Below are 13,830 nucleotides of genomic sequence, written 5' to 3'. Positions count from 1 at the left end.
GCTGGGATGTGCGCGAATGACGTGAGCGGACGTGACCGCGGCGGGTCCTGGAACGTCCGCGGGAAAGATGGGCCGGGCGCACGCGGCCGCGCATGGAGCGCGCGGCGCCGGCGAGCCCGTCGAGGCCGCCACGGGCGTGCCCGCCCGGGCCGCCCGATCGATCCGCCCGATCCGCCTGGTCAGCCGCCGGTGAGCGCCGGTCGGCCTGCCTTCGGATCCCCTGGCCGCCCTACCCCATCGAGTACGGCGCTCACCGCCCGCGCGGTAAAGCCATCGTCCAGAGGCAATTGCCGGAATACCACCCGCAGCCAGACCGCGCCGGCGAGCAAATCCATGATCGTCATCGGGTCGGCGTCATCGCCGATCTCGCCGCGTTCCCGGGCCCGCTCGAAGATCGGGCGCTCCCGGGCGAACCGGCCGGCGAAGAAGCCCTTGGCCGCCGCCGCCAGTTCGGGGTTGTTGGCGGCGGCCCCGAGCGCCGCGACGGCGATGTCCGCCGCTGGGGGAGTGGTGACCAGCCGCGCCAGGTCGTCCAGCAGCGCGTGGAGGTCGCCACGGAGGCTGCCGGTGTCGGGCACGTCGAAGTCGAGCGCCCGCGCCTCCACCAGCGCCGTGCCGAGCAGGGCGGCCTTGGACGGCCACCACCGGTAAATCGTCGTCTTGTTGACCCCCGACCGTTCGGCCACGCCCTCGATGGTCAGGCCTTCGTACCCCTTCTCCGCCAGCAGCAGCAGCGTGGCGTTCAGGATGTCGTCCTTCTTGCGTGGGGCCATGCCGGGAGCCTACTGCAACGCGCCGTTGTGTTTTACTGGATGAGTGCAACGCAACGGTGCGTTGTTTTAAGGAGGTGTGTCATGAGCCTGCCGGTGGTCTTCGTCCACGGCACACGCGTGAGCGGCACGATGTGGACCCCGGTCCGGGCGCTGCTGCGGGCCCCGTCCGCAGCGCCCGACCTGCCCGGTCACGGTCGCCGACGCGGCCGGCCGTACGACACGGAGGCGGCCTGCGACGTCGTGGCGGATGCGATCACCGGCCTGGGCGGCCGGGCGCTCGTCGTGGGGTTGTCCCTCGGCGGTTACGTCGGCATCGCCGCCGCCGCACGGCATCCCGGCCTCGTCGCGGGCCTGGTGGCGATGGGGTGCACGACGCGCCCAAACCAGCCCATCGCGCACGCCTACCGGTTCCTGGGGCGCCTGGCCTCCCGCAACCCGGAGCGGGCCGACCGGGTCAGTCGTTTCGCGCTGCGCCGGATGCTGCCGGGCGCCGCCGGCGAGGCCATGATCGAAGGCGGACTGAGCAGCGAGGTCGTGGCGCCCGTCATAGCGGCGGTCACCGCGGAGGACCCTCTCGCCTCCCTGGCGGCCTATCCCGGGCGGGTCTGGCTGGTGAACGGCGCCCGCGACCCGTTCCGGGCCGACGAGCAGGCGTTCCTGCGGGCCTGCGCCAACGGCAGCCTCACGCACGTGCCGGGCCGGGGTCATCTGACCGTGCTCGCCGACCCCGCCTGGCTCGCCCGTTTCGTCGACGCCGCCGCCGAGACCATCTCCGGCTGCCCGGCCTGATCACCCCCGCGCCGTACGCCCGGCTCCGCCGAGCGCGGCGACGAGGGCGAGCGCCAGGTAGACCAGCCCCGAGGCGTACCTGAGCGTGCTCGCGCGCAGCCGCCTCCCGAGCGACCCGGCGGTGAGCGCGTACGCGAGGTCGGAGGCCAGCCCGATGACGGCGATCACCAGGCCGAGAAGCAGGACCTGCCCCGGCACGTCGCCCGAGGGGTCCACGAACTGGGGCAGGAACGCCAGGAAGAACAGCACGGTCTTGGGATTCAGCACGTTGACCACGACGCCTTCGAGGAAGACCCGGCGCAGCGGCTGCGGCCTCGGCTCGTCGCCGCCGGTGCCCCGGCGGGTCAGGGCGCGGACGCCGAGATAGACCAGATAGGCGACGCCGGCCCACTTCACCGCGGCGAACAGCGCCGCGGACCGCGCGAGCAGATAGGACAGCCCGGCCGCCGCGGCGGCGATGTGGACCAGCGTGCCCGTCTCCACGCCCAGGGCCGAGGCGACCCCGGCGCGGCGGCCCTGGGTGACTCCCCGGGCGGCGATGTAGAGATGGTTGGGCCCAGGCACGGCCACCAGAGCGGCCGAGGTCGCCGTGAAAACCAGGAACGTCGAAGTATCGATCACGCTTGCCGAGGCTAGAAGCGTTCCGTCCCGTGTTCCCGGGCCAATCGGCCGCCGTGTGCGTGGACCAATCCGCTCATAGCGAGCCGGGGCCCTTGGCGAGGTCCCGTACGTTCTGGATCAGCTCGGCCGGGTCGAACGGCTTGGTGAGATAGGCGTCGACACCGACGTCGTATCCCCGCCTGCGGTCGTCCTCCTGGGCCCGGGCCGTGATCAGCATGACCTTGATGTGCCGGGTGCTCGGGTCCTCCCGCAACCGCCTGGCCGTCTCCCAGCCGTCCAGACGCGGCATCATCACGTCGAGCGTGATCACATCGGGATCCACGTCGTGGACGCGGTCCAAGCAGTCCTGCCCGTCGTAGGCGGTCTCGACCTCGAACCCCTCCAGGGTCAGGTTCACCGCTATGAGCTGCCGGATGACCTCGTCGTCATCCACGACCAGCACGCGTCCCAGAAGCTCGCTCACGGCGGCAAAGCTAGCAATGAGACGGGGTGGGCGCGCGGTTTTCGCTGATCTACGGGCGCACACTCCCGGGCGGCCGTATTGATGTGACGAACGGCCTTCAAGTGCTGGTAGCCTTATCAGCGGTTGAGCCCCCTTAGCTCAGGGGATAGAGCACCGGCCTCCGGAGCCGGGTGCGCAGGTTCGAATCCTGCAGGGGGCACCAGCAGAAGGGAAACACTTCCCGGCGCCGATCCGCCATCAGGCGGGTCGGCGATTTGCTTTGTGAGCGCCTGCATAGCGGGCAGGTCACCCTCCTTGACGTGATCCTGATCAGGACCTGGTGGGCGTCGCACCGATAGCGGAGCTTCAGGGGCCAGGCGGGCTCGCACACCGGCAGCGCGCTGCTCTCAGTACAGTGGCGGGGTGTCGGGTGAGCAGGTGGGCGTGCGGGCGGACATCTGGATCTGGTCGGTACGGTTGACCAGGACTCGTTCGATCGCGTCCGACGCCTGCCGGGGCGGTCACGTCCGGGTCAACGGGGTGCGGGTCAAGCCCGCGCACGTCGTGCGGGTCGGTGACGAGGTTCGTCTGCGGCACGAGGGGCGCGAACGCGTCGTGGTCGTCTCCCGCGTCATCACCAAGCGCGTCGGCGCCCCCGTGGCCGCCGAGTGCTACGTCGACAAGAGCCCTCCGCCTCCACCACGCGAGGAGGCCGTGACCGTGGCCGTTCGGGCGCGTGGCGCGGGACGCCCCACCAAACGCGAGCGCCGCAGCATCGACAAGCTGCTCGGGCGCCCGGTAGTGGAAGGGCGGGACCGCCGGACACGCCCGGAGTGAGCGGTCGCCGTCGTGTCGCGCACGACGGGTGAGGAATGCGGTCGGCTACGGAAACTGACGCGGGCTTCGACCGTCAGCCTTCGTGCGGATACAACCGCTGGTGGAGAGCCGACCGACCCGGCGAACCTTCGTGGTCACCGCACCGGCTAGACGAGGTTCGCCTCGTAGGCGGCGATGACCAGATGAACCCTCGTACGGGCGTCTAGCTTCAGCAGCAGGTTGCTGACGTGCGTCTTGACCGTGCTCAGCGTGACGTACAGGGTCTGCGCGATCTCCGCGTTGGACAGGCCGCGCGCCACCAGGACCAGCACCTCCCGCTCGCGTTCGGTGATGTCCAGGTGACGGGCCGGTGAGCTCACGTAACGCTCGATCAGCCGCCGCGTGGCGCTGGGCCCCAGCAGGCAATCGCCGGAAGCGACGGCCCGCACACTCCTGATCAGCTCGGCCGGCGGGGTGTCCTTGAGCAGGAAGCCCGTGGCGCCGGCCTGGAGGGCTCCGTAGACGTACTCGTCCAGGTCGAAGGTGGTCACGATGAGCACGCGGGCCTGCGGATTCGCCGCGCAGATACGGCGCGTGGCCTCGATGCCGTCCATCTCGGGCATCCGCACGTCCATCAGCACCAGGTCGGGCGGCTCGCTCGCGGCGATGGCCACTGCCTGCGTGCCCGTCGCGGCCTCACCGTACACCTGGAACTCCGGCACGCTGTCGATCAGCCGACGGAAACTCGCTCTGACGAGCGCCTGGTCGTCGGCCACCAGCACCTTGATCACAGTGGCAACCTCGCCATCACCCGGAAGCCACGCACCGGGCGGACGCCCGCCTCGAACTCGCCGCCGAAGAGACGCACGCGTTCGCGCAGCCCCGTCAGCCCGTGGCCGTAGGGCCGCTCCCGCGCGTTCCTGCCGTCGTCGGTGACCTCCACGACCAGCTCTTCCTCCTGCCGCTCGATCAGCACCGTCGCCCGCTGGGCCCCGGCGTGCTTGAGCACGTTGGTCAGCGCTTCCTGCACAATGCGGTAGACCGTGAGCTCCATCTCCCCCCGAACCTCGCCGTCGAGCCGCAACTCCACCTCCAGGCCCGCGGCCCTGGTCCTGGACAGGAGATCGTCGAGGTCGCCGAGCCCCGGAGCGGGGGCCAGGTCTGCCGGGCTGTCCTCTCGCAGCACGCCGAGCAGGCGCCTGGTCTCGCGCAGCGCCGACCTGCTGGTCTCCTCGATCGAGCCCAGCGCGCGGCGCATCTCCTCGGCGTCGCCGACGTGCCGTTCGACGCCGGCCTGTACGGCGATCGTGCTGAGGCTGTGGCCGATGACGTCATGCAGTTCGCGGGCGATGCGCAGGCGCTCCCTCGCCGCCTCGGCACGGGCCCGTTCCTCCGCCTGAACGGACACTTGCTCGATGTAGCGCCTGCGCTGCCGTACCGCGGTGCCGGTGGTCCAGGCCGCCACCACGATCGCCAGCACCAGCCCGAGCTGATCGAGCATCTGATTTCGCAGCGGGAACTCCAGTACCCCCTGCAGGGTCACCGCCACCGCCACGAGCAGCGCGGGCAGCGCCCTGCTCCGGGTGGTCAGCGTGTAGAGCACGAGCGGCAGGCCGAACGGATCCGCCTGCGGGATGAGGAACTCCCGCATCCCCAGCCCACCGGCCAGCACGACCACGAACACCGCCCGCGGCCACAGGCGCCTGACCGCGAGGGGCAGGCTGGTGGCCAGGGCCACCGTGTAGTCGAGCGCGTCGGGCGGCGCGGGGTTACGCGAAGCGATGAGCCCGAGAAAGCCGGCCGCCAGCAGCAGGGCCACCACGGTGTCGAGGGACACCCAGGCCCGGTCCGGTATCCGGCTCAACAGGGGAGGGCGGGGCTGATCACGCACGTTTTCGACCCTAACCACGGGCTCGGCGGCGCGTATCGGTCTCAGGACCGATGTGCGGGCCGGCCGCCGAGGCGGATCGTGAGGGACATGATCGAAGTCACCGGTTTGACCAAACGCTTCGGGCAGAGCGCCGCGGTCGACGACCTGTCCTTCACCGTCACCCCCGGAAAGATCACTGGGTTCCTCGGGCCGAACGGCGCGGGCAAGACCACGACCATGCGGATCATCCTCGGACTGGACCAGCCGTCCTCCGGACGGGCCACTGTGAACGGCGTGCCGTACCGGACATTGGATAGACCACTCACGCAGGTCGGTGCGTTGCTCGACGCCTGCGCTGTGCAGGGCGGACGTCGCGCCGAGCGGCACTTGCAGTGGCTGGCCAGATCCAACGGGATCTCTCGTACGCGCATCGGCGGGCTGCTGGAGCTGGTCGGGCTCGGCGAAGCGGGGCACAAGCGGGTGAGCGGCTTCTCCCTCGGCATGAAGCAACGGCTGGGTCTGGCCGCCGCCCTGCTCGGCGATCCCGAGGTGCTGTTGCTCGACGAGCCGCTCAACGGGCTCGACCCCGAAGGCATCCGGTGGATGCGCGGACTGCTGAAGTCGCTGGCGGCCGAAGGGCGGACCGTGCTGGTCTCCAGCCACCTCATGCACGAGATGGCGGTCACCGCCGATCACCTGATCGTCATCGGGCGGGGCCGGCTGCTGGCCGACACGGAGATCGGGCGGTTCGTGCGGCCCGGGCTGTCGCTGGAGGACGCCTTCATGAACATCATCGAGGGGAGCGCATCGTGAACGCCGTCGCCGCTGAGTGGATCAAGTTGCGCACGTTGCGGTCGACCTGGTGGGCCCTGGGCTCGGGAGTGCTGACGGCGCTCGCGCTCACCGCGCTCGGCGCATCCACGGTGATCTCGCGCTGGGACCCGGGACGGACGGGCGAGCAGGCGGCGATGGGGATCGTCGTGGCCGTCTATGTCGGGGTCGTGCTGGCTCAGTTGCCGCTTGGCATGCTCGGCACCATGTCGATCAGCGGTGAGTACACCTCCGGGATGATCCACACGACCTTCGTCGCCACACCGTCGCGCGCACGGGTGTTGCTCGCCAAGGCGTCCGTGCTCGGTGGGATCGCCGTCGCCGCCTCGCTGCTCATCGCGATCCCCGGATACCTGTACGGGCACATGGTGGCCTCCGGGTTCGACCTCACGCTGCCACCCGCCGCAGCATGGGCGGTGATCGGCGGCGGCACGCTCGCGATCGTGATGACCACGATGCTGGGGCTGGCACTCGGCGCGATCGTCCGCAACGGCGTCGTGGCCATCTCCGTGCTCGTGGTGCTCCTGGTGCTGGTTCCCTTCGCCGGGCGGATGTTGCCGGGTGGCGAAGTGGTCAACCGGGTCCTGCCGGGCTATCCGGTGCTCCAGCTCATCGAGCAGATGCCGGACATCATGCCGGACGCGGCCGCCTTCGCCGTCCTGGGCGCCTGGGCTGTGGCGCCGCTGGTGATCGCGGTTCTCGCCAACAACCGCGCATAACCGCTGATGGAGCGGCGTCGAGGGTGGACCGCGGGCGGTGCGTGTATGACCGCCCGCGGCCCGGTAGGACTCTCACATCAGCTGCGCAGGCTCCACTGCTGGTTCGCGCCGCCGTTGCACGACCACAGAATGAGCTTCGTACCGTTGGCGGTGCCGGCCGCGTTGGCGTCCAGGCACAACCCGGACTGCACACCGGTGATGGTGCCGTTGGAGTTCAGGTTCCACTGCTGGTTGTTCTGTCCGTTGCAGTCCCAGATGATCACCTGGGTGCCGTTCGAGGTGCCCCGGTTGTACGCATCCAGGCACTTGTTGCCGAACACCTGCAGCTGCTTGCCGGACGTGTACGTCCACCGCTGGTTGGTCTGTCCGTTGCAGTCCCACAGCTGCGCCTGCGCGCCGTTGGTCGCCGAGGCGCCGGTGACGTCCACGCATCGGCCGGACTGGGCACCGACGATCGAGCCGCTCTGCTGGCCGGTCCCGCCGCCGTTGCCCTGCCTGACGAGCGATTTCGACTCAGCCGATCGATTGCCCTGGGCGTCCACGACGTAGAGCCGGTATTCACCGGTCGACGTCGGAACGGCGATGGAGGTCGCGGTTCCGCCTGCCCGGGTCATCGTGTTGCCGACGGCGAAGGAGGTCGTACCCGAGGGGGCCAGCCAGACCGTCTTGCTCGCATCGCCGGTGCTGCGGATGGGAATCGATGTCACCCCGGCGCCGACGGACGTGCTGGCGGGCAGGACGTAATCCGGCAGAGAGAGATTGCTCTGCGGAATGATGTTCCTGTACGCGTCCTCGAGTCCGGAGTTCACGGCGATGCCGTAGGCCTGCGACGGCCAGACGTAGTCGGAGGATACGAGGATGTCCTGGACCGTGCTGTTCGGCAGGTTCTTGTTCGAGACTTTGTTGATAGGGCCGTAGGTCTGCGTGATGCTCAGATCATGCTTACGCCCGAAGTCGTCGGAGTTGATGAGCCACGTGACGTTCTTGTCCACGCTCAGGACGTTGTCGCGGAAAGTCATGTACGCCGAGCCCTCGTCCGGGTGGAGTCCGTACTTGTGACCGGACGGGACGCCCTGTAGATAGTTGTTGGTGATGGTGGTCCCGGGCTGGCTGCCCAGCGTGTAGATGGGCGCGGTGTCGCTAAGGCGCTGCACCGTGTCGATGATGTGGTTGTAGCTGATGGTGTTGTTCTTCGCCGTGGTGGTCGGCCGGTTGGGCGCGATTGAGCCTGACGATCCATCGAAGTTCCACCAACCCCAGCCGAGCGTGATACCGGACCACGGGGTCTTCTCGATGCGGTTGTGCTGGATGGACAGGCTGTCGGCGAAGTACGCCGAGATGGGGCTGTGCCCGTTGAACAACACGGCGCTGTCGTAGATGTAGTTGTTCTTTATCTCGATGTTCTTGGGGGCGCCCTCGACCTGAGCGGGATACTTCTCGCGGTTCGACGAGGTGTAGTCCCCGATGTAGACATGCTGGGGGTGGCCCACGGAGATGGCGGATCCGGCGATGTCGTTGGTGTAGTTCCCGATCAGCTGCGTGTTCACCACGTCGTTGGCCATGGTGATTCCGTCGACACCGGTGTGCTGTATCCGATTGTTCTGCAGCACGAGCCCGTCGGCGTTCTCGATCTGGATCATGCCGGGCGCCAGGTCGACGTTGCGGTAGTAGTAGGCGTGGAAGTTCTGCTTGGCATATGCGAGCGCGCCGAGATTGCCCTGCTGGGCCTGCTTGAGCACCGAGCCGGCCACGTTGAACAGGTTCCAGTCGGAATGCTGGACGGTGAGGCCGGAGAACGTGATGTTCCGGGCGCGGCTGCTCGTGGAGGTGCCGGCGACCCTGATGAGGGTGGACACATTGTTCGGTGCCCAGACCGCCGCGGTCGTCATGTCCTCCGAGTTCGACTTGTAGTAGTACAGCGTCCGGCTCGTCTTGTCGAAGAAGAACTCGCCCGGCGCGTCCAGGAACTCGTAGGCGTTCATGACCTTGTGGGTGCCGCCGATCTGGGCGTTGCCGTTGAAGGCGCCCTGGGCGATGGCCGCTCCCGGCTGCTGGAACAGAGCGATACGGTTCGAACCCTCAGTGGTGACCTGCCGGACACCCACGATGGCCGTGGTCCAGGTCGTCGACGTCTCTATCTCGATGTCGTCCTGATTGGCGGCGATGGCGGGAAAATCGCTCAGACTGTATTTCGCTCCCGCGCACTGCGAACCCGATTCCCACGCCCAGGACGCCTGTCCTGCCGTGATGGTGTAGGTGCCGTAGCACCCCTGCGAGCCTATCGATTTCGAAGCCATGTACGCTCGCTTGTCGTTGACGTAGAGCGCACGGAGCTTATTGCTGCGATTCAGCGGGGCTTTCCAGATGTTACCGCTGTGCTGCGTCCATCCGGTCACCTGGACGCCTCCGGTGAGGACCGGCGTCTCGTTCTGGTACGCGGCGTATATGACCCGGAACCCATTCGTGCCGGAGTCGGCCGGCGTGAAGTCGATCGTGCTGCCGACCGGATAGTTGCCCCCGCGGAGATACACGTAGATGTCGCCTGTCATGCCGGCGTTCACCGTGCGAACGACGTCCCTCGCGCGCTGCAGGGTTCTGAACGGCGACGTGATCGTTCCAGGGTTGGCGTCGTTGCCGTCGGGGGCGACGTAGTAGGTTGCCTGGGTCGCCGCCGAGGCGGGGGTATTACCTGCGAAAGCCGGCAGCAACACAGCGGCGACGAACACCGCAAGCGCTGCTAACGCCTTCCCAGTGGTGGACAGGGCTGACTTCACGCTCTGTTCCTTTCGCTGGTTCCGAGCACATTTCCGCCGCGAAATCGCACCGCCTTGGCAGAACTCATCGGGTGTGCCATTGCGCGGACGTGGCGCCTTGTCTTGCAGTCGCGGGCGTCGATCGGAGGGCCGTGCATATTTGCGGGCGAGGGGCGGGCCGGTCTCACGCAGAGAGCATTCGTATGTGCGACTCACGGCCCTCCAGTACGCGCGAAGGACGAGCCTGCCCGTGGTGGAGAAGTCCTGGCCGTCCACACCGGCCCCACGCTGACGAGGGTCACGCCGCCGGCGCGCGAGGTCGCCTCATAACACGCCCTAAGAGATCTGTGGCAGACGTGGCGCTGCCATTTCGGGACGAAACGTATGACGTATGCCGACTGATGTCTAGGGGCATGTCGCATCGGCAGGGGCGCCGCGCAGCAGTCGAGGAGGGAGGGAAGGCGCACCCTCGTCCACCCCTGGCGGCGCCGGGTGCTCTTCCCCGACATCGTGGGCTTTTCGGGGGCTGCGGGGGGACGCCGCCGGTCATACGCAGAGCGCTGGTCTCAGCAGTGGTGAATCACGTTTGCTGGTGAAACTTTCATCGCTCAAATGTGATCACATTCCACCCTCGATCTCGTCGAGACCCGCACCTTCGGGCCGAGGGTCGTCTATCTCCACTACCGCGTGGCGCGCTGACCCTGTCGTCGTCCAGTCGTACGCGTGCGTCTCGGCGTGCGGACAGAGGTGGCCGCGCCTTGACAGGCAACCATATGGCTGCCTAACTTACATGCAACCGAAAGGCTGCATATCGTGGACGGCAACCCGGGTACGAGGGCGGGCATGGACGAGGTGTTCAAGGCGCTGGCGGATCCGAGCCGGCGCGCGCTGCTCGACTCGCTGAACGCCCGCAACGGGCAGACGCTGCGCGAGCTGTGCGCCGGACTCGACATGACCAGGCAGTCCGTCAGCAAGCACCTCGCGGTGCTGGAGGAGGCCGGGCTCGTCGCGACCGTACGGCGGGGCCGGGAGAAGCTGCACTACCTCAACGCCGCGCCCGTGCACGAGATCGCCCATCGGTGGATCAGCCGCTACGACCGGGCCAGGGTCCAAGCCCTGGCGGACCTGAAACTCGCCCTCGAGGAGACCCCGATGGACGCACCGACCTTCGTCTACACCACCTACATCCGCACCACGCCGCAGAAGCTCTGGCAGGCGCTGACCGAGCCCGCCTTCACCCGCCGCTACTGGGCCACGGAGTTCACCACGGACTGGTCCGTCGGCTCAACCATGACCTGGGACAACCACGGCGTGCTGATCAGCGACCCGGAGCAGGTCGTGCTGGAGGCCGAACCCTACAGCCGGCTCTCCTACACCTGGCACGCCATCACCCCGGAGCTCGCCAAGCGCTTCGGCTGGGACGAGGAGTTGCTCGCCCGGCTGTCCGGCGAGGCCCGCTCGAAGGTCACCTTCACGATTGAGGAGGCCGCCGCGCAGGTCGTGAAGCTCACCGTCGTGCACGACGGCTTCGAGCCCGGATCGAGCATGGCCGAGATGGTCAGCCACGGCTGGCCGAACGTGGTGGCGAGCCTGAAGTCGCTGCTGGAGACCGGCGAGCCGCTGCCGGAGGATGCGTGACCTCCCCGATCGGGGCTCGACGACGTCGCGAGCCGCCGGGCCGGCTTGCCGAGGCGACCGTCCCGAAGGAGGGCGACAGAAGCGACTCGATGAGGGGCTGTCCGGTCGACAGGGAGTGGCGTGGGCTCGTCTCCGTGGCCGGCGTCCGCTCGTCGTGAGGCATACCGGACCGCGCCCCCGCGTCGCTAGGGTTCGGTGCCATGGTCACTCCTCTGGAGCCCGACGACCCGCGCGTCCTGGGTGAGTTCACACTCAGCGGACGGCTCGGCGAGGGCGGGCAGGGGGTGGTGTTCCTCGGCCGATCGCCGCGCGGGGAACCGGTCGCGGTGAAGGTGCTCAAGTCGGGGCTCGACTCGTCGGTGAAGGAGCGGCTGGTCCGCGAGCTCGACGCGTTGCGCGGAGTCGCGCCCTTCTGCACCGCCCGGGTGCTGACGGCGGTGGCCGACGGGCGGGTGCCGTACGTGGTGAGCGAGTTCATCGACGGGCCGTCCCTGCAGCAGCGGGTCGATTCGGGCGGGCCGCTGGAAGGCGGCGAGCTGGAACGCCTCGCCGTCGGCACGGCCACGGCGCTGGCGGCCATTCACGCGGCCGGGATCGTGCACCGGGACTTCAAGCCCGCCAACGTGCTGCTGGGGCCGGACGGCCCCCGAGTGGTGGACTTCGGCATCGCCAGGCACGGCGCGAGTGACACGATCACGGCGGGCCCGGTCGGCACCCCGGCCTACCTGGCTCCCGAACAGATCGCCGGGGACCCGGCCACGCCCGCCTGCGACGTGTTCGCCTGGGGAGCCACGATCGTCTTCGCCGCCACGGGCCGCGCGGCCTTCGGCGCCGCCGGCGTCCCCGCCGTCATGCACCGGATCCTGACCGCAGAGCCCGACACGTCGGCACTGCCCCGGTCGCTACGCGGGGTGGTCGAACGATGCCTCGCCAAGGATCCCGCGCGCCGGCCGGCCTCCCGCGACCTGCTGCTGGAACTCGTCGGGTCAGCCCCCGACCCGCTCCAGGCGGGCGCGGCGGCGGCAACCACCAGGCCGGAGGACGTACGGCAGGGCGGGACAACCGCGATCCTCCCGGCCCACGGGTCGGCGGGGACGCGCCCGTCGGGCTCGGAGACCAGCGGGGCGGGCGGCCGTCGGCAGGCTTCCCGTGCCGGGATCGTCGCCGGCGCGGTGACCGCCGTGGCCGCGGTGTCGGTCACCGCCGCTCTGCTGGGGCCGCGCCTGCTGTCCAGCGGCACGGCCGTCACCTCGTCACCCGCGGCCACGACGACCGTCTCCCACACCGGCGGCTCACCGGCGCCGCCCGCCGACGCCACGCCGGGGGAGACCGTCACGGACTACGGCGGTGCGCCCCAGGACGACGCCGGCTCGGGACAGGACGACACCGCGACGACGGACGACACCGCGACGGACGACACCGCGACGGACGACACCGTGACGACGGGCGACGCCGGGGGGGACGCCGCGACGACTCCGAAGGCCGCACCCGTGCCGTCGACCACGCCGGGCGGGACGGTCCCGGCCGCGTTCGCCGGCACCTGGGGCGGCCATCTGGAGCCCGACCAGCTCGTGGGAACCAGCGAGACCGACGTCCAGATCGTGCTGGAGCCGGGCGGGCGCACCGGAAGCTGGAAGGACACCAACAGCTCATGCCGGGGGAGTCTGGCGCTGACCCGTAGCTCCGGCACGGCACTGGTCTTCCGGCTGGGCACGTGCGCCGTGGGCAGGGTCACCCTGATCCAGACCGGCGAAGGGCTCGCGTACCGATGGGACGGCGACGAAGGCGACGTCACCTTCCGGGGACTCCTGATCAGGGACTGAGCATTCCGAACCGGCGGTGTCGCCAGGACCTACCTGCCCGTCGCCGCCCGTCGGCCGGAGCGCGCGCGGGCCCACAGCCGATCTAGGGTGGGCGGCATGGCGCTGCGACTTGGTCTGGTGAACGTCAAAGCCCGGGATAGTTCGGCGCTGGGCCGGTTCTGGGCGGAGGCGCTGGGCTGGGGTGTCTTCAGCGAGGGACCTCAAGTGACAGGTGTCGGGCCCGTGGGCTTCGTCTGGCCTGAGTCCCTCGCCGTCTGTGTCGTCGCCGTCCCGGATCCCGAGACGGTGAGGTATCGCGTGCACCTCGATCTGGCCACCACTTCCGCGGCCCATCAGGCGGAGTTGGTGGCGCGGCTGAGGGAGCTCGGTGCGAGGCCCGCCGACGTGGGCCAGGGTGAGGTCCCGTGGACGGTTCTGGCCGACCCGGAGGGCAACGTGTTCTGTGTGCTGGAGCCCCGGGAGATCTACCGGGACACCGGGCCGATCGCCGCGGTGGTGGTCGAGTGCGCCGACCCGCGGGCGATGGCCCGGTTCTGGAGCGAGGCGGTGAACTGGACCGTGCACGAGGTGACCGGCGACCACGCGAGGCTGCGCTCCGCCGAGGGCGTCGGGCCGTATCTCGAGTTCGTCCGCACGAGGCCCGGCGCGATGACGACGTGGACCCGCGTCCACCTCGACCTGCTGCCCTACCCCGGCGACGACCAGGCCGCGGAGGCGGCGCGGCTGCGGGCGCTCGGCGCGAGGCCCGCCGACGT

13 protein-coding genes and 1 tRNA gene are annotated in these 13,830 nt (G+C 69.3%); 8 read left to right on the top strand and 6 right to left on the bottom strand.

Features of this window, described 5'->3' with window-relative positions:
- Nucleotides 1-179 precede the first annotated feature (179 nt).
- Entirely contained in the window at nt 180-773 is a 594-nt protein-coding gene (locus AB0J39_RS19085; protein WP_363466276.1) for a TetR/AcrR family transcriptional regulator, read from the bottom strand.
- 81 nt (nt 774-854) lie between these two features.
- Here AB0J39_RS19085 and AB0J39_RS19080 point away from each other — a divergent pair, with 81 nt between their 5' ends.
- A complete protein-coding gene (locus AB0J39_RS19080; RefSeq protein ID WP_363466273.1) occupies nt 855-1,562 on the top strand; it encodes an alpha/beta hydrolase in 708 nt (235 codons plus the stop codon).
- On the opposite strand, the gene AB0J39_RS19075 is transcribed toward AB0J39_RS19080, so the two are convergent.
- Entirely contained in the window at nt 1,563-2,183 is a 621-nt protein-coding gene (locus tag AB0J39_RS19075) for a LysE family translocator (RefSeq protein WP_363466270.1), read from the bottom strand.
- A 73-nt stretch (nt 2,184-2,256) separates the two neighbouring features.
- Nucleotides 2,257-2,625 (bottom strand): response regulator, encoded by a 369-nt coding sequence (locus AB0J39_RS19070; protein ID WP_363466325.1) that lies wholly within the window; start codon nt 2,623-2,625, stop codon nt 2,257-2,259.
- Between the two features lie 148 nt (nt 2,626-2,773).
- On the opposite strand from AB0J39_RS19070, the gene AB0J39_RS19065 reads away from it, so the two are divergent.
- Together AB0J39_RS19065 and AB0J39_RS19060 are read left to right on the top strand one after the other, a co-directional pair.
- Nucleotides 2,774-2,848 (top strand) — tRNA-Arg (locus AB0J39_RS19065).
- Between the two features lie 200 nt (nt 2,849-3,048).
- Nucleotides 3,049-3,462, top strand: a complete 414-nt coding sequence (locus AB0J39_RS19060; protein WP_363466268.1) for an RNA-binding S4 domain-containing protein — start codon at nt 3,049-3,051, stop codon at nt 3,460-3,462.
- A 146-nt stretch (nt 3,463-3,608) separates the two neighbouring features.
- Here the strand turns inward: AB0J39_RS19060 and AB0J39_RS19055 are convergent, their stop codons facing one another.
- Together AB0J39_RS19055 and AB0J39_RS19050 are read right to left on the bottom strand one after the other, a co-directional pair.
- On the bottom strand, nt 3,609-4,232 hold the full coding sequence (locus AB0J39_RS19055) for a response regulator transcription factor (protein ID WP_363466265.1): 624 nt from the start codon (nt 4,230-4,232) through the stop codon (nt 3,609-3,611).
- Nucleotides 4,229-5,332: a sensor histidine kinase gene (locus tag AB0J39_RS19050; RefSeq protein WP_363466262.1), complete on the bottom strand. Its 1,104-nt coding sequence runs from the start codon at nt 5,330-5,332 to the stop codon at nt 4,229-4,231. The genes AB0J39_RS19055 and AB0J39_RS19050 overlap by 4 nt, the downstream gene beginning before the upstream one ends.
- Nucleotides 5,333-5,419: 87 nt before the next feature.
- On the opposite strand from AB0J39_RS19050, the gene AB0J39_RS19045 reads away from it, so the two are divergent.
- On the top strand, nt 5,420-6,124 hold the full coding sequence (locus AB0J39_RS19045; RefSeq protein WP_363466259.1) for an ATP-binding cassette domain-containing protein: 705 nt from the start codon (nt 5,420-5,422) through the stop codon (nt 6,122-6,124).
- On the top strand, nt 6,121-6,861 hold the full coding sequence (locus AB0J39_RS19040) for an ABC transporter permease (RefSeq protein WP_363466256.1): 741 nt from the start codon (nt 6,121-6,123) through the stop codon (nt 6,859-6,861). Before AB0J39_RS19045 ends, AB0J39_RS19040 begins: the two co-directional genes overlap by 4 nt.
- 77 nt (nt 6,862-6,938) lie before the next feature.
- Here the strand turns inward: AB0J39_RS19040 and AB0J39_RS19035 are convergent, their stop codons facing one another.
- Nucleotides 6,939-9,635: a ricin-type beta-trefoil lectin domain protein gene (locus tag AB0J39_RS19035; protein WP_363466253.1), complete on the bottom strand. Its 2,697-nt coding sequence runs from the start codon at nt 9,633-9,635 to the stop codon at nt 6,939-6,941.
- Between the two features lie 792 nt (nt 9,636-10,427).
- Here AB0J39_RS19035 and AB0J39_RS19030 point away from each other — a divergent pair.
- The 3 genes from AB0J39_RS19030 to AB0J39_RS19020 form a co-directional block, all read left to right on the top strand.
- On the top strand, nt 10,428-11,252 hold the full coding sequence (locus tag AB0J39_RS19030) for a metalloregulator ArsR/SmtB family transcription factor (protein ID WP_363466250.1): 825 nt from the start codon (nt 10,428-10,430) through the stop codon (nt 11,250-11,252).
- Between the two features lie 200 nt (nt 11,253-11,452).
- On the top strand, nt 11,453-13,075 hold the full coding sequence (locus tag AB0J39_RS19025; protein ID WP_363466247.1) for a serine/threonine-protein kinase: 1,623 nt from the start codon (nt 11,453-11,455) through the stop codon (nt 13,073-13,075).
- A gap of 96 nt (nt 13,076-13,171) precedes the next feature.
- Nucleotides 13,172-13,830: VOC family protein (locus tag AB0J39_RS19020; RefSeq protein ID WP_363466244.1), on the top strand; the 659-nt coding region annotated here is incomplete at its 3' end.

It is taken from the genome of Microbispora sp. NPDC049633, from assembly GCF_040675265.1.
In the GTDB taxonomy this organism is placed as follows: domain Bacteria; phylum Actinomycetota; class Actinomycetes; order Streptosporangiales; family Streptosporangiaceae; genus Microbispora; species Microbispora maris.
Note: the sequence above shows the minus strand (reverse complement) of the source record. Positions and strands in the feature narration are given on the sequence as shown.